Consider the following 16,176-nt stretch of genomic DNA (forward strand, 5'->3'; position numbering starts at 1 on the left):
TCATGCCTCCTGGGAGTCGCGGGACTCGGGGGCCGGCACGCCCCTCGTCCGTTCTGTGCCCACGTTCCGCCCGCGCATGAGCCATCCGCGCAGCCGTTCGAGCAGCCGGTCCACGTCGACCGGCTTCGGCACGTAGTCGGACGCGCCCGACGCGATGCTCTTCTCCCGGTCGCCATGCATGACCTTCGCCGTCAGCGCGATGATCGGGAGATCGGCGAACTGCGGCATCTTCCTGATCGCCGAGGTCGTCGCCCAGCCGTCCATCTCGGGCATCATGATGTCCATCAGGACGAGCGCGACGTCCTCGTTGCGTTCGAGCTGTTCGATGCCCTCGCGGCCGTTCTCGCCGTAGACGACGGTCGAGCCGTGCCGTTCCAGCACGCTGGTCAGCGCGAAGACGTTGCGGATGTCGTCGTCCACGATGAGGATCTTGGCTCCGGACAGCGGGTCGTCGCCCTGCCAGTCGTGGACATGGCCGTCGGGGATCGGCGCGAGCTGCGCCATGGGCGGGTCGATCGGCAGCGGGATCTCCGGGAGGATCTCCTTGATGTGCAGCTCGGGCACGTCCACCTCGGGCCCGTCCGAGGACGCCAGCGAGGTGATCGCACCGCCGTCGGACGCGGCGAGCGGCCCGGAGTAGCTCGGCGGCAGATAGAGCGTGAAGGTGCTGCCCGCCCCGGGCGTGCTCTGGACGTGGATCTCGCCGCCGAGGAGGCGGGCGATCTCCCGGCAGATCGACAGGCCGAGGCCGGTGCCGCCGTACTTGCGGCTGGTCGTGCCGTCGGCCTGCCGGAACTGCTCGAAGATCACTTCGAGCTTGTCCGGCGCGATGCCGATGCCGGTGTCGACGACCTTGAAGGCGAGCATGTCCTGCGCGCCCTGCAGCTTCTCGTCCACGTACGGCACGTCGGAGGCCGCGCGGGTCACCTCCAGTCTGACCTCGCCCTTGTGGGTGAACTTCACCGCGTTGGACAGCAGGTTGCGCAGCACCTGCTGCAGGCGCTGCTCGTCGCTGCTGACGTCGCCGGGCACCGAGGGGTCGACGTCGACGGTGAAGGAGAGCCCCTTGTCCCGCGCGAGCGGGGCGAACGTCGCCTCCATGTATTCGACCAGCGCGGCCACCGACATGGCCTGCGGGTGGATGTCCATGCGGCCCGCCTCGACCTTGGACAGGTCGAGGATGTCGTTGATGAGCTGGAGCAGCGCCGAGCCCGCGTCGTGGATGGTGCGGGCGAACTCGACCTGCTGCGCCGTCAGGTTGCCCTCGGCGTTCTCCGTGAGCAGCTTGGCGAGCACGAGCAGGCTGTTCAGCGGGGTGCGCAGCTCGTGGGACATGTTCGCCAGGAACTCGGACTTGTAGCGGGACGACACCGCGAGCTGCTCGGCGCGCTCCTCCAGCGTCCGCCGGGCCTGCTCGATCTGGAAGTTCTGGATCTCGATGGCCCGGTTCTGCTTGGCGAGCAGCGCCGCCTTGTCCTCCAGCTCGGCGTTGGACCGGCGCAGCTCCTCCTGCTGGCGCTGCAGCTCGTCGGAGCGCTCCTGCAGCTCGATGGCGAGCCGCTGCGACTCGGTCAGCAGCGCCTCGGTCCGGGAGTTCGCCATGATCGTGTTGATGGTGACGCCGATGGTCTCGACGAGCTGCGTGAGGAACGCCACGTGCACCTGGCTGAACTGGGTGAACGAGGCCATCTCCAGGACGCCGAGCACCTTGTTCTCGAACAGGATCGGCAGCACGACGATCTGCGCCGGGTGCGACCGGCTGAGCCCGGTCTCGATCGTGATCGAGTCGGCCGGCACGTTCTCCAGGATGATCTGCTTGGCCTCCAGGGCGGCCTGGCCGATGATCCCCTCGCCCAGCTCGAAGCGCGGCTTGGGGGACGACCCCGGCTGGATGCCGTACCCGGCGATGAGGTTGAGCCGGCCGCCGTCGTAGAGGTAGCAGGCGCCGTGACCGGCCGACACGAGCGGGGTGAGCTCGCTCATGATCAGTCGCGCGACCTCCATGAGGTCGCGGTGGCCCTGCATGAGGCGGGAGATCCGGGCCAGGTTGGACTTGAGCCAGTCCTGCTCCTGGTTCGTCTTCGTGGTCTGGCGCAGGGTGGACACCATCGTGTTGATGTTGTCCTTGAGCTGGGCCAGCTCGCCCGGGGCCTCCACGGTGATCGACCGGGTGAGGTCGCCCCTGGCGACGGCGCTGGTCACCTCGGCGATCGCGCGCACCTGCGTGGTGAGGTTGCCGGCCAGCTCGTTCACGCTCTCGGTGAGCCGCTTCCAGGTGCCCTCGACGCCCTCGACGCGGGCCTGGCCGCCGAGCTGGCCCTCCGAGCCCACCTCGCGGGCGACGCGGGTCACCTCGGAGGCGAAGGACGAGAGCTGATCGACCATGGTGTTCATGGTGCTCTTGAGCTGGAGGATCTCGCCCTGGGCGTCGACGTCGATCTTGCGGGTCAGGTCGCCGTTGGCGACGGCCGTGGTCACCTGGGCGATGTTGCGCACCTGGTAGGTGAAGTTGTTGGCCATCGAGTTGACGTTGTCGGTGAGGTCCTTCCAGACGCCCGACACGCCCGGCACCCGGGCCTGGCCGCCGAGGCGTCCCTCGGTGCCGACCTCGCGGGCGACGCGGGTCACCTCCGCGGCGAAGGCCGAGAGCTGGTCGACCATCGTGTTCATCGTGTCCTTGAGCTCCAGGATCTCGCCCTGGGCGTCCACGGTGATCTTCTTCGACAGGTTGCCCTGGGCGACGGCGGTGGACACGACGGCGATCTGCCGGATCTGGGACGTCAGGTTGTTCGCCATGAAGTTGACGTTGTCGGTGAGGTCCTTCCAGTTGCCCGACACGCCGCGCACCTGCGCCTGGCCGCCGAGGCGTCCCTCGGTGCCGACCTCGCGGGCGACGCGGGTCACCTCGGAGGCGAAGGACGACAGCTGGTCGACCATGGTGTTCATGGTGCTCTTGAGTTCGAGCATCTCGCCCTGGGCGTCGACGTCGATCTTGCGGGTGAAGTCGCCGTTGGCGACGGCCGTGGTCACCTGGGCGATGTTGCGCACCTGGTAGGTGAGGTTCCTGGCCATCGAGTTGACGTTGTCGGTGAGGTCCTTCCAGACGCCCGACACGCCCTTCACCTCGGCGCGGCCGCCCAGCTTGCCCTCGGTGCCGACCTCGCGGGCGACCCGGGTCACCTCGTCGGCGAACGCCGAGAGCTGGTCGACCATCGTGTTGAGGGTCTCCTTGAGCTCCAGGATCTCGCCCTGGGCGTCCACGGTGATCTTCCTGGACAGGTCGCCCTTCGCGACGGCGGTGGACACCACGGCGATCTGCCGGACCTGCGAGGTCAGGTTGTTCGCCATGAAGTTGACGTTGTCGGTGAGGTCCTTCCACGTCCCCGAGACGCCGCGCACCTGCGCCTGGCCGCCCAGCTTGCCCTCGGTGCCGACCTCGCGGGCGACCCGGGTGACCTCCTCGGCGAAGGCCGAGAGCTGGTCGACCATCGTGTTGACGGTGTGCTTGAGCTCCAGCATCTCGCCGACGGCGTCGACGGTGACCTTGCGGCTCAGGTCGCCCTTGGCCACCGCGGTCGTCACCTCGGCGATGTCGCGCACCTGCGCGGAGACGCGGTCGGACATCGTGTTGACGGCCTCGGTGAGGTCGCGCCAGCTTCCCGACATGCCGCGCAGGTTTGCCCGGCCGCCCAGCCGGCCCTCGGTGCCGAGGTCGCGGGTGACCCGGGTCACCTCCGAGGTGAACAGCGAGAGCTGGTCGACCATGCCGTTGATGGCCTTGCCGAGCCGCCGCACCTCGCCCCGGGCCGCGCGGTCCACGTCGATCCGGCGGGACAGGTCGCCCTTGGCCACCGCGTCGATGACGTCGGCGGCGCCGCTGACCGGGGTGACGATCGCGTCGATCAGGTCGTTGACCGAGCCCACGCTCTCCGCCCACGCGCCCACGCCCGGTCCCGGGCTCAGCCGCTCGGTGAACCGGCCCTCCTTGACGACCTCGCGGCGCACCCGGGCCAGCTCGTTGGCGAGGTGCTCACGCCGGTCGGCCACCTCGTTGAGCAGCAGCCTGATCTCGCTGAGGATCCCCGCGGGGGCGTGGGAGACGCGCCGGCGGAAGTCGCCGTCCCGCCAGGTGATGAGGGTTTCCAGAAAGGGAACGAGATCGGATTCGGTGTAGGTCCGTTCGGTCCCGGCCAGTTCGACGTTGGCGGGCGACATCTAGCCTCCTTTACCCCGATCGGGGCTGACGCGACCAGGGCAGCGGCCAGTACGGCCTCGTCCAGCTGTGGACTCCATGCCAGTCTGTCACGTTCCGTGGGGTGCGGGGCCCCCTTGCCTGACCCGGCGTCAGCCCGAAGTGTGGTAAGCAAGAAGGCGGTGGTTGTTTCCCCTCGTGCCGTCCTCGCCGCGTCCTTCACGCCGGGCGAGACGGCCGTACCCGACGCGAAGCGGTTCACGCGCGAAGTGATGACGGCGTGGGCGGCACTTTCCGTGTGCCCGGAAGCCGAGCGCCTGGTGGGCGAACTCGTCGCCGGGGCGTCCGGAGGGCCCTTCGAGGTCGCCTGGCTGCACCACGGGGAGACCGTCCAGGTGGAGGTGCGGGAGAAGGCGGACGGCTCCGACTTCGGGCCGCAGGCCGACGCCGCGACCTGGGGCGTGACGTTCACCTCGTCCCTGCGCACCCGGTGGGCCCGGCTCGACCTGCCCGGCGGTGAGCCGGTGCAGAGCGACGAGTGGCTGCTGGAGGCCGCGCACGGCCCGGGCTGGCTCGGCTTCCTGGCCGACGCGAGCGACCTGCTGGCGGGCACGCTCAACCCCGAGATGGTGCCGGCGATCATCGCGCAGATCGTGGTGCCGCGCCTGGCCAGCTGGTGCGCCGTCTACACCGCGCAGGGCGGCTCGGGCGACCTGCGCCCCGCGTACCTGTGGCACGCGGACGAGACGCAGATCGACGTCATGCGCGACGAACTCGTGGACGTCGCGCTGCCGGCGGACGACGGGCCCGCCGTGCTGCCGCTGGGCGAGTGGCAGGCGCTGGCGTACCCGCTGACCGCGCGCGGGCGGCGGCTCGGCGTGATGTGCCTGGGCCGGCGCGACCACTTCCCCGACGAGGCGATGCAGATCGCCGAGGACCTCGGCCGGCGCGCGGCGCTGGCGCTCGACAACGCCCGCCTGTACGCGCAGCAGGCCGCGGCCAACCGGGCGCTCCAGCGCAGCCTGCTGCCGCCCGACGAGCCGGACACGCCCGGCCTCGACTTCCACGTGATCTACGAGCCGGCCGGGGAGACCAACGAGGTCGGCGGCGACTTCTACGACCTGTTCCCGGTCGCCCAGGGCGTCTGGCGGTTCGCGATCGGCGACGTGTGCGGCACCGGCCCCGAGGCCGCCGCCGTGACCGGGCTGGCCCGGCACACGCTCCGGCTGCTCGCCCGCGAGGGGTACGGCGTGGCCGCCGTGGTGGGCCGCCTCAACCAGGCGATCCTGGAGGAGGGGGAGCGCGCCCGCTTCCTGACGCTGCTGCACGGCCAGATCAACGTCGTGCCCGAAGGGCTGGACATCCGGCTCGTCTCCGCCGGACACCCGGAGGCGATGCGGCTGCGGCCGAACGGCGACGTCGAGGTCGTCGCCTCACCGCAGTCGCTGCTCGGGGTCTTCCCGGAGACGAGGTTCCAGGAGGACGAGCTGCGGCTCACCCCCGGTGACGTGCTGCTCGGGGTGACCGACGGGGTGACCGAGCGGAGGTCGGGCACCCGGCTGCTGGACGACGACGGCGGCCTCGCCAGGCTGCTGGCGGAGTGCGCCGACCTGTCCGCCCGCGCCGTCGCCGAGCGTATCCGCCGCGCCGTGCAGGACTTCGCGCCCGAACCGAGCGCCGACGACCTCGCCATCCTCGTCCTGCGCGCCCCCTGACCGGCTGCCTCGCGCAGGTCAGGCCCGGCCCAGGGCGCGTGAGGCGAAGTCGATGGACGCCGCCATCTGCCGGACCCTCTCCTCGACCGCGGGCGTGCCCGGCCCGGCCGCGTACCGGTAGAGGGACGCCTCGCGGCCGTGGTCGGCGAGGGCCCGCGCGTAGCGCTCCACCTGCTCCATCGGGCAGTGTGGATCGTCGTCTCCCGCGATGATCAGCAGCGGTGCCTCCACCATGTCGGCGTACGTGATCGGGGAGGACGCGGCGTACCGGTCGGGCACCTCGGACGGAGAGCCGCCGAGCAGCGCCCGGTGCGCCGCGCGCAGGTACTCGGCCTCCTGCTCGTACATCGCCGCGTGGTCGGGGATGGGCATGGTCGCGATCCCCGCCGCCCAGGCCTTCGGCTGGGTGCCGAGCGCGAGCAGGGTCAGGTAGCCGCCCCACGCGGCCCCGGCGAGCACGAGACGGTCGGGGTCGGCGATGCCGTGTTCCACGGCCCAGTCGCGCACCGCCGCCACGTCGGCGAGCTCGATGTGGCCGACGTCTCCGCGCAGCGCCTCGCGCCAGGCCGAGCCGTACCCGGCCGAGCCGCGGTGGTTCACCCGGATCACCGCGAAGCCGCCGTCCACCCACGCCGCCACCTGCGGCTGGAAGGAGTCGTCGTCCTGCCCGCCCGGCATGCCGTCGAACGCGGCCGGCTGGCTGTGCAGCAGGAACACCGCCGGGTATGGCGCGGCGGCCCGCTCCGGCCGGGAGACGAGGGCGTGGATGCGGCCGCCCGGGCCCTCCACGTCGATGTCCTCCAGCGGCACGGACGGCGGTGGCGTACGACCGGGGCTGAAGACCACGTGGCCGTTGCTCGACCTGATCACCGGAGGGTGGGCCGCGCTCGACCAGGCGTACTCGACGGTCCCGTCGGGCCGCGGCGCCGCCGCCTCGATCACCCCGTGCGGGCTGTCGATGGGGGTGAGGCCCCCACCGGCCAGGTCGTAGCGCAGCAGTTCGGTGCGGCCCCGGTGGTTGTGGACGATCAGCAGGGCGCGGCCGTCGTCGTACCAGTCGGCGGAGATCTCCCCGCGCCCCCGCAGCCAGATCTCCCGTTGCTCGCCGGTCACCGTGTCCCACACGAGCGGCTCGCGGCGGCCCCGGCGCTCGTGCAGGACCAGCAGCCGCCGGTCGCCGGGCACGGGCGCGAAGCGGATCCCGATCACCCCCTTGCCGGGCCCGTCGTCCAGCTCGGCGGCCACCGATCCGTTCGCCTTCAGCACCCGCACGGCCGGGTGCAGCAGGTCGCCGTGCTCGCTGTGGGTGACGGCGACGACCGCCCCGTCGAGGGACATGTCCGCGACCACGGCGTACTCGTCGTGGTGGTAGAGCCGCACCGGCTCGTCCCCCTGGCGGGCCAGCAGGATCTCGAAACCGTCCCGGGAGGAGCGGCCGACCGCCGCGGTGCCGTCGGAGGCGAGCGCGAGCCCGCCCGGATGACCGGGAGGCATGGGCAGGGGCACATCGGGACCGCCGTCGAACGGCTGCCGCGACCAGACGCCCTGCCCGTCGCCGCCGGCGTCGCCGAACCACCAGACCCAGCGGCCGGTCGGGTCGATCGCGCCGTGCCGGGTGCCGTTGGGGCGGTCGGTGACCTGGCGGGTGCGCCCGTTCGACCGGTCCCACGCGTAGATCTCCCAGGCGCCGGAGGCGTTGCCGCGGTAGACGGCACGATGCGGTGCCTGCCGCGCCCACGTGGGCAGGGTCACGCGCGGTGCCCGGAACCTGGCCTGCCAGCGTTCCTCGGCCTTCATGCCGCCCTCCCCTGTGCACCTGCGGGGTCTGCGTTCAGTATGTCCCGTGAGGCGCGACAATGACCGCTAAATGGGTGATGTCGGGCGAGGATTCCGCCCACAGAGGAAAGGTCAGGTGCGGGCCGTCCAGCGGGAGACGCGGAACGAGGCGGTCACCTCGACCGGGTCGGGCAGGTCGCCGATTCTCGCGGCCAGTTCCTCCGGGCGCGTGTGCCAGGCGCTCGGGCCCATGCCGACCACCGCTCCGGCCTCCTCGTGGCCGAGGGAGAGCGTGAACTCCTCGGTCTCCTCGCCCTCCCGGGTGAACGTGCCACCGAGGCTCTCCTCCAGGCGGCGTTCCTTGTCCTCGTCCACCGACAGCAGGCCGAGCCGTTCCACGAGCGGGCGCAGGTGGCCGGGACCCGGCGTGACGACGACCAGTGTCCCGCCCGGCCGCAGGACCCGGGCGAACTCCGGCGCGTTGCGCGGCGCGAAGACGTTCAGCAGCACGTCGACACGGTCGTCGCCGACCGGAAGGGGCCGCCACACGTCCGCCACGACCGCGCCGACGCGGGGATGGGCCCGGGCGGCCCGCCGCAGCGCGTGCTTGGACACGTCGAGCGCGATCCCCACCGCGCCGCCGCCGAGCGCCGCCGCCAGGTAGTGGCCGGTGCCCGCGCCGGCGTCGGCGACCACCTCCGCGCCCGCGCACAGCCGGGTGAGGCGGCGGGCCAGCGGAGCGTAGTGGCCCGCGTCGAGGAAGCGCGTCCGCGCCGCGACCATGGCGGGCGTGTCGGCCGTGCCGGCGGGCCGGGTGAGCATGTTCACGTATCCCTGGCGCGCGACGTCGAAGGAATGGCCGCTCCCGCACCGCACCGATCCTCCGTCCAGGTGGATCTTCGCCGTGCAGAGGGGGCAGACGAGCAGGTCGATGACGTCGGCGAGCACCCCTCCATCATCCCGGCCGCCCGGGCGTCGCCGCACCCGCCGTATCGTGGTCCGATGCCGTACGAGCCGAGAACCGTGGCCGGTGCCGAGATCACTCCCCTGTGCGACGCCGTGGGCCCGATGGGACCCCCCATCCGCAGACCGCTGCCGGAGCTGTTCCCCGGCTCGTCGTTCGGCCCAGACGAGGAGTGGGTGCTCCACTTCCACTGCTTCCTGCTGCGGACCGGGGGCCGTACGGTCCTGGTGGACACGGGCATCGGCGGCGCGGACTCGCCCGCGACCTGGGCGCCCCTGCCCGGACGGCTCGGCGCGGAACTCACCGCCGTCGGGGTCGCCCCGGCCGACGTCGACGTCGTGGTGGTGACCCACCTGCACAGCGACCACGCCGGCGGGTGCGTCGTGGACGGGGCCCCCGCCTACCCGAACGCCCGCTACGTGCTGCAGCGGGCGGAGGTCGAGTGGGCGTCCGGCCCGGTGCGCGAGCGGATCATCCTGCCGCTGGGGGAGAACCTGGACGTCGTCGACGGCGATGCCGAGCCCGTTCCCGGCGTCCGGGTGCTGCACGCTCCCGGGCACACGCCCGGCCACCAGTGCGTGGCGGTCGGAGACGTGCTGATCAGCGGCGACATGCTGCACCATCCGGCGCAACTCGCCGACCCCTCGATCCGCTACGCGTACGACGAGGATCCCGATCTCGCCGTACGGACGCGCCGGGACCTCCTCGCCCGCACCGCCGTCCTCGCCCCCGCCCACTTCCCCCAGCCCTTCATCGCCCTGCGTAATTAATCGATTACCCATCGCCAATCTGCTTGCTAAGCTCTTGGCCATGGCTGCACAACGTACGTACGCTCTGGTTGTGGGTGTCAAGGAGGAGCGCATCAACCTGCGCGTGGACGGGGAGACCAAGCGGCTGCTGGAGAGCGCGAGCGAGGTCGCGGGGGACACCGTTTCCTCGTTCGTGCTCGGCGCCGCGACCACGGCCGCCCGCGAACTGCTGGCGGACCGCACGGGTTTCCGCCTCGGCGAGGAGCAGTGGCGGGCCTTCGACATGGCTCTGTCCCGGGAGCCCCGTGACGTGCCGGGGCTGGCCGAACTCATGCGAACCCCGACGCTGCTGGACGAGAACCCGTGAAGCTGTCGCAGGTGTCGTCCATCGCACGCGATGACGACCTCGACGGCTTCGATTGCGGCTCTCCCGCGCAGAGCGAGTGGCTGACGCGTCATGCGCTGCAGGCGCACGCGGGTGGAGGGTGTCGCGTGTACGTCGTCCGCGACGCCGGGTCCGGCAGAGTGATGGGTTACTACGCGCTCGCGGCCGGGAGCGTCGGTCCGGCAGGGGCTCCCGCACGGCTGCTCAAGGGGGCGGGTCGTCACGATCAGCCCGTCGTGATCCTGGCGCGGCTGGGTGTGGACTTGGCCGCGCAGGGGATCGGACTGGGACGAGCGCTGGTGGTGGACGCCTTCCGCAGGGTGGCGCGGGTGGCCGACCAGATCGGTGTCCGAGCCATGCTCATCCACTGTGAGAGCGAGACGGCCCGGGCCTTCTACCTGCGGCTCGCCGCGTTTGAGCAGAGCCCGAGCGACCCGCTTCATCTCCTGCTGCTGATGAAGGACCTGCGGCGGGCACTTCCGGGCGGGGCGTTGGACGGCGTGATCGGCACGGTCCCGGGTTTCACGGAAGCGGTGGACGTGGAAAGCAGCCGCGACACCTTGCGATGATCGAGCCGGGGCCCTTGTGTGGCCTGGTGTGACCCCGGACACGCCGGCGCCGGGACGGTCGAGGCCGTCCCGGCGCAGGATTCGCGTGGGTCAGACGAGAGCGGGGACCCGCTCCTCGGGAGTCTCCGGGGCCTCCTCGGCCGTGTCGTCCCCGTGCGAGAGCCGGGGGAGCCAGCCGAGCCAGCGCGGCAGATACCAGTTCCAGTCGCCGAGCAGCTTCATCGTGGCCGGCAGCAGCACCGCCCGCACGATCGTCGCGTCGATCAGGACCGCCACGGCGAGGCCGATGCCCATCTGCATGAACGTCAGCAGCGACAGCGTGGCGAACGTCGAGAACACCGCAACCATGATGAGCGCGGCGCTCGTCACGACGGCCGCCGTGCTCCTGATCCCGAACGCCACGGCGTCCTCGGTGCTCATGCCCTGGTCGTACGCCTCCCTGATCCGGCTGAGGATGAACACGTGGTAGTCCATCGACAGCCCGAAGAGGATCACGAACAGGAACAGGGGCAGCCAGTTGGTGATCGTCCCGGTCGAGTGGAAGCCCAGCAGGCTCTCGCCGTACCCCTTCTGGAAGATCAGCACGAGCACGCCGTACGCCGCGGCGACGGACAGCAGGTTCAGCGCGATGGCCTTGACCGCCACGACCAGCGAGCGGAACGACACCAGCAGCAGTACGAAGGCCAGCAGCAGCACGAACGCGAACACCATCGGGATCCTGCGGCCGAGTTGCGCGTTGAAGTCCATCGAGCCCGCGGTGTTGCCGGTGACGTGCGCTCCGGGGAGGGCGGCCGGCACGACCTCGTCGCGCAGCGTGCGGATCGCGTGCTCGGACACCTCGTCGGCGCCGGTGCCCTTGATGCCGATACTGATCTTCGCCACGGTCTTCGCGGGGTTGACGGCGACGGCGAAGGGCTCGTTGGCCTCGCCGGTGGCGAGGGCCCGCCGTTTGAAGTCCTCGATCTTGGCGGTGAACGCGGGCGTCGTCACGTCGGCGGCCTCGGCCACGACGACCGCGGGCTCGTTGCCGCCGGGGAACGCCTTGTCGATCCGCTTGAACGTCTCGGCGATCTGGTAGTCGCCCTGCAGGTCGTCGATGGTCTGCGCGCCGGTCTTGAGCTGGAAGGCGGGGATCGCGAGGCCCACGAGCAGGCCGCCGGCGAGGAGCACCGAGACGAGCGGGTGGCGCAGCACCGGCCGCATGACCGCCCCCCAGACCCGGCTCTCGCCGCCGCGCACGCCGAGAATCCGGCGCCAGGTCACGCGGCCGCCGGTGACGACCCGTACGACGCCGTGGACCAGCCGGGCGTCGATCCTGTCGCCGATCAGCGAGAGCAGGGCGGGCAGAACCGTCAGCGAGCCGACGACGGCCGTGAGCACGACGAGGATCGTGCCCTCGGCGAAGCCCATGAAGACGCCGTTGCCGGTGAGGAACATGCCCGCCATGGCGACGATGACGGTGATGCCGGAGATCAGCACGGCGCGTCCCGAGGTGGCCGCCGCGATCTCGATGGCCCGCTTCTTGCTCCGGCCCCTGGCCCGCTCCTCCCGTTCGCGCATGATGTAGAAGAGGCTGTAATCCACCCCGACGGCGAGGCCGATGAGCAGCATGACGTTGCTCGTGGCGGAGTCGACGTGCAGGAGGTGGCTGGTGAAGGCCAGCAGGCCCGTCGCGGCGAAGATCGCGGTCATCGCGAGCGCGACCGGCACGATCGCCGCCAGCAGCGCGCCGAACGCGGCGAGCAGGATCCCGATCGTGATGGGCAGCGAGAGCTGCTCGGCGCGGACGAAGTCCTTGTCGATCGCCTCACCGATCAGCTTGTCCGCGCTGGCCGATCCGGCCTCCTCCACGCGCAGGTCCGGATGCGCCCCCTGCACCCGGGCCACCGCGTCGAGCACCGGCTGGATCCGCTCCTCGGCCGTGCCGCCGTCGCCCTTCATGTCGAACTGCACCAGCGTCGTCCGCCGGTCCTGCGTCACCGGCGAGGGCTCCTTGTCGTACGGCGTGCGCACGTGCTCGACCTGGCCGGTGGCCTCGACGGCCTTCCTGACGTCCTCGACCGCCCGGCGGAAGGCCGGGTCGGCGATGGTCAGCGTCCCCGTGCGCGACTGGACCAGCACGATCTCGCCGGCCACGTTCTCGAACCCCGCGCCGTCGAGGACCCGCTCCGCCTGGCGGGAGTCGCCGTTCGCGGATTCGTAGCCGCGCATCTCCACCGTGCCGGCGGCGTTGCCCGCGACCGTCGCGAGGGCGACGAACGCGATCCAGATGAGCAGCGCCGCCCAGCGGTGGCGCGCGCTCCAGCCACCGATGGCGGCGGCGATGTTCCTGCGGCCTCTCATGACCTCCCCTTTTCACGACTTTCCACGACTCTCCCGACGGTAGAAGTCGATCAAGGGCGATACATCGGGCGCGCAGACCAGATCGCGCGTACTGCCCGGGGCGTACGTTCCTCATCCCCGCGGTCTAGGGGACGTCCCCGACTAGGCTCAGGGACATGCGATCGGAACTGCGGTGATACCGGCGGAGGCCTTCTACGCAGGCCTGTTCAAGGTGGCCGCCGCGGCGGCCGGGTTCGTCACCGATCCCTCGGGCCGGGTCCTGCTCGTCAAGCCGGGCTACCGCGACCACTGGGGCTGGCCGGGCGGGCACGTCGACGAGGGCGAGTCGCCCGAGGAGGCCTGCCACCGGGAGCTGGCCGAGGAGCTGAGCCTGGTCCGGCCGGTGGGCCGCCTGCTCGTCGTCCACTGGGTGCCGCCGATCGACGACCGGCCGGTTCCGCTCGTCCACTTCCTGTTCGACTGCGGGGTCGTGGAGGACGGCGCCGGCATGGTGCTCCAGGAGGAGGAGCTGGAGGACTACGGCTTCTTCACCGCCGAGCAGGCCGCCCCGCTCCTCCCGGCGTACCTGCTGGCCCGGCTGACCGCCGCGGAGCGGGCGCGGGAGAGCGGCACGACCGAATACCTCGGCGGCTCCGTCCTCGAATAGTTCTCCTCCGCGTGTAGGTCTCCTCCCCGTGGAAATGGGGGGTGGGCGAACGGAACGACGAGTGTGAGTGACGGAAGCGGGACGGTGCGGCATGGGTGATCCGGAGCTCAAGAAGGAGCTTGAGGAGCTGGACGCGCAGATCGAGCGCATGCGCCAGGAAAGTGTGCAGATGCGCCAGGAGATCGGGCAGAGCTGGGACGCGCCGACCGACATGGCGGAGCGGGCCACCCTGCTGACCAACGTCGAACAGCAGGAGGCGCTGGTCGACGACCTGCAGGTCAGGCGCGAGCAGATCCTGCGGCGGATGGGCTCCGCCTGAGCGCCGGCCGCGCCCACCTCCCCGGCCGAGCGGGGAAAGTACGCTGGTAGAGGCCACTGGCGTACGGACGACGGGGGCGGCATGGGCGTCATGACCGCTGGGGGACCGGCGGGAGGAGCGGGGGGCACGAGCTTCGTCGGGCGCGGGCCCGAACTGGCCGGGATCGGCCGCCTGCTGGGGACCGCCCGCGTGGTCACCGTGGTGGGCATGGGCGGCGTCGGCAAGACCCGCCTCGCCCTGCGGGCGGCCGAGGAGGTCGTCGGGAGCTTCCCCGGCGGCGTCCGGGTGGCCGAGCTCGCCCCCTTGGAGGATCCCGCGCTGCTGGCGCACGCCGTGGGCGACGCCCTGCCGGTCGCGGGCCACTCGGCCAGGCCGGCGCTGGAGGCGGTGATCGACGGGCTGCGCGGCGGGCCCGCCCTGGTCGTACTCGACAACTGCGAGCACCTCCTGCCCGGATGCGCGTCGTTCGTGGACACGCTGGTCCGCGCGCTTCCCGAGCTGCGGGTCCTGGTCACCGGCAGACGGCCGCTCGGCCTTCCGGGCGAGCGGGTCGTCGAACTCGCCCCGCTCCCGGAGCCGGACGCGGTGCGGCTGTTCGCGGATCGCGCCGCCGCCGTCGCGCCGGGGTCCGAGACGGCCGGGTTCGAGGGGGCCGGCTTCGAGACGGCCGAGATCTGCCGCCGCCTGGGCGGGCTGCCGCTGGCGATCGAGCTGACCGCCGTACGGCTGCGCGACCTGCCGGCGCGGCAGGCGCTGCGGGGGCTGGACGACCGGCTCCGGCATCGGGGCGTGCCGCGGGCGCTGTTCGAGTGGATCCACGATCTGTGCACCCCCGGGGAACGGCTGCTGTGGCGGCGGGTCTCCGTCTTCAGCGGCGGCGTGGACCTGGAGGCGGCCGAGCACGTGTGCGCCGGGGACGGCGTCGCCCGGGAGGACGTGCCCGCGCTGGTCGCCGGTCTGGCCGGCGCGTCGGTCCTGCACCCTTGTGCGCATGACGGGCGTGCGCATGACGGGGTGGTCCGTTACCACCTCCAGGACACGGTGCGGGCGTTCGGCCGTGCGCTGCTGGCGGCGTCCGGCGAGGAGGCGGCGCTGCGCCGGCGGCACCGCGACTACTACCGCAGGATCACCTCGCGGGCGTGGGCGGAGCCGTCCGGCGCCGCGCAGCGGTCCTGGACCGAGCGCCTCCGGCGCGAGCACGCCGACCTGCGTACGGCGCTGGACTGGTCGCTGCGCGGGCCGGAAGAGGCCGGGACGGCCCTGACGATGATCGCGGAGTTGCTGTACCACTGGAGCGGCCACCACCTGGCGGAGGGGGCGGGCTGGTTCGACCGGGGCCTGGCCGCGCAGACGGATCCGGGTGAGGCGCGCGCCCACGGCCTGTGGGCGGGAGCCTGGATCTCCCTGCTCACCGGGGATCGCGCCGCCGCGGCCGCACGGCTGGAGGAGGCCGGGGCGATCGCCGGACGGCTCGGTCTGCGGGGGGTCCGCGGCCACGTCGCGTTCCTCACCGGCATGGCCGCCGTCATCGGCGGCGACCTGCGCGCCGGCATGCGGGGGTACGAGGAGGCCGTACGGGCCCACCGCGCCGTCGGCGACCCCGTCGGCCTCGCCCTCGCCCTCAGCCGGCTCGCCCTGGCGAACGCGTCCCTCGGCCGCGCGGCGGCCCGCGGCCTCGCCGAGGAGTGCGTGGCCCTGTGCGACCTGTACGGCGAGGGCCGGCACCGGGCGTACGCGCTGCTCGCGCTGTCGATCTCCGCCTGGCGCCGGGACGACACGCGGGCGGCCGTGGAGCACGGCGACGAGAGCCTGCGGCACAGCGCCCTGCTGGACGACCGGCTCGGCCTCGGTGTGAATCTGGAGGTCCATGCCTGGTTCGCGGCGGGAGCGCGCGACCACGAGCGGGCGGCCCGGCTGCTGGGCGCGGCCGATGCCGTCTGGGCGGCCGCCGGGTCGCGGATGGGGGAGTTCGGCTATCTCAGCCGCTTCCGCGACGCGTGCGTGGCGGCGACCCGTACGGGGCTCGGCGAGGCCGCCTTCCGGGCCGCGCTCGCCCGGGGCGCGGCCATGCCGGCGGGCGAGGCGGTCGCGTACGCCCTGACGGACAGGCCATCCGGCGCCCAGGCACCCGGGAGGATCGGGCCGCTGACCCGCAGGGAGACCGAGATCGCGCGACTGGTGGCGGAAGGCCTGAGCAACAAGGACATCGCGGGCAGGCTGGTCATCTCACAGCGCACCGCCGAGGGCCACATCGAGCACATCCTCGACAAGCTGGGGTTCAGTTCACGGGTCCAGGTCGCTGCCTGGATCAACGGGAGGACGACCGTCTGAGGGCGGATTCAAAGGAGCGCGAATGGCGTGCGGCCGGTTCGTCGCGACCGCCAACACCCGGAGATGTGCCGACTAGGAATCAGCAAGGCTCGCCTGCCGCGCGGGTGTTCCCCCACTCCGCGGCATACCGTTCCGGACAACACCGTCTTTCGCGGAATTCGCGGCCGAACTGCCCTTAGTTAACGTC

General features: G+C 72.0%; 11 protein-coding genes. 7 read left to right on the forward strand and 4 right to left on the reverse strand.

The window, feature by feature from the left end; all coding sequences use genetic code 11:
- Entirely contained in the window at nt 1-4,215 is a 4,215-nt protein-coding gene (locus OG344_RS10420; RefSeq protein ID WP_327049032.1) for a HAMP domain-containing protein, read from the reverse strand.
- A 159-nt stretch (nt 4,216-4,374) separates the two neighbouring features.
- Here OG344_RS10420 and OG344_RS10425 point away from each other — a divergent pair, with 159 nt between their 5' ends.
- Nucleotides 4,375-5,907, forward strand: a complete 1,533-nt coding sequence (locus tag OG344_RS10425) for a PP2C family protein-serine/threonine phosphatase (RefSeq protein WP_405088034.1) — start codon at nt 4,375-4,377, stop codon at nt 5,905-5,907.
- Nucleotides 5,908-5,925: 18 nt separating this feature from the next.
- Here OG344_RS10425 and OG344_RS10430 read toward each other — a convergent pair whose 3' ends face one another.
- A complete protein-coding gene (locus tag OG344_RS10430) occupies nt 5,926-7,704 on the reverse strand; it encodes a prolyl oligopeptidase family serine peptidase (RefSeq protein ID WP_405088035.1) in 1,779 nt (592 codons plus the stop codon).
- 111 nt (nt 7,705-7,815) lie between these two features.
- Nucleotides 7,816-8,631: a putative RNA methyltransferase gene (locus OG344_RS10435; protein ID WP_405089070.1), complete on the reverse strand. Its 816-nt coding sequence runs from the start codon at nt 8,629-8,631 to the stop codon at nt 7,816-7,818.
- A gap of 54 nt (nt 8,632-8,685) precedes the next feature.
- Between OG344_RS10435 and OG344_RS10440 the strand changes: the two genes are divergently transcribed.
- Genes OG344_RS10440 through OG344_RS10450 form a run of 3 tightly spaced genes read left to right on the forward strand, consistent with a single transcriptional unit; the run spans nt 8,686 to nt 10,350 of the window.
- Nucleotides 8,686-9,417 carry an MBL fold metallo-hydrolase gene (locus OG344_RS10440; RefSeq protein WP_405088036.1) on the forward strand — a complete coding sequence of 244 codons (732 nt, stop codon included), beginning with the start codon at nt 8,686-8,688 and terminating at the stop codon, nt 9,415-9,417.
- A 40-nt stretch (nt 9,418-9,457) separates the two neighbouring features.
- A complete protein-coding gene (locus OG344_RS10445) occupies nt 9,458-9,763 on the forward strand; it encodes a DUF1778 domain-containing protein (protein WP_405088037.1) in 306 nt (101 codons plus the stop codon).
- Nucleotides 9,760-10,350, forward strand: a complete 591-nt coding sequence (locus OG344_RS10450; RefSeq protein ID WP_405088038.1) for an N-acetyltransferase — start codon at nt 9,760-9,762, stop codon at nt 10,348-10,350. Before OG344_RS10445 ends, OG344_RS10450 begins: the two co-directional genes overlap by 4 nt.
- Nucleotides 10,351-10,440: 90 nt before the next feature.
- On the opposite strand, the gene OG344_RS10455 is transcribed toward OG344_RS10450, so the two are convergent.
- Nucleotides 10,441-12,693: an MMPL family transporter gene (locus OG344_RS10455; RefSeq protein WP_405088039.1), complete on the reverse strand. Its 2,253-nt coding sequence runs from the start codon at nt 12,691-12,693 to the stop codon at nt 10,441-10,443.
- Nucleotides 12,694-12,865: 172 nt separating this feature from the next.
- On the opposite strand from OG344_RS10455, the gene OG344_RS10460 reads away from it, so the two are divergent.
- The 3 genes from OG344_RS10460 (at nt 12,866) to OG344_RS10470 (ending at nt 15,989) form a co-directional block, all read left to right on the forward strand.
- Nucleotides 12,866-13,339 carry an NUDIX domain-containing protein gene (locus OG344_RS10460; protein WP_405088040.1) on the forward strand — a complete coding sequence of 158 codons (474 nt, stop codon included), beginning with the start codon at nt 12,866-12,868 and terminating at the stop codon, nt 13,337-13,339.
- A 91-nt stretch (nt 13,340-13,430) separates the two neighbouring features.
- Nucleotides 13,431-13,658, forward strand: a complete 228-nt coding sequence (locus OG344_RS10465) for a hypothetical protein (protein ID WP_327049040.1) — start codon at nt 13,431-13,433, stop codon at nt 13,656-13,658.
- Between the two features lie 90 nt (nt 13,659-13,748).
- The gene (locus tag OG344_RS10470; RefSeq protein WP_405088041.1) at nt 13,749-15,989 is read left to right on the forward strand and encodes an ATP-binding protein; all 2,241 of its coding nucleotides are present in this window, start codon (nt 13,749-13,751) and stop codon (nt 15,987-15,989) included.
- Nucleotides 15,990-16,176: the final 187 nt, after the last annotated feature.

Source organism: Microbispora sp. NBC_01389, from assembly GCF_045040095.1.
Classification (GTDB): domain Bacteria; phylum Actinomycetota; class Actinomycetes; order Streptosporangiales; family Streptosporangiaceae; genus Microbispora.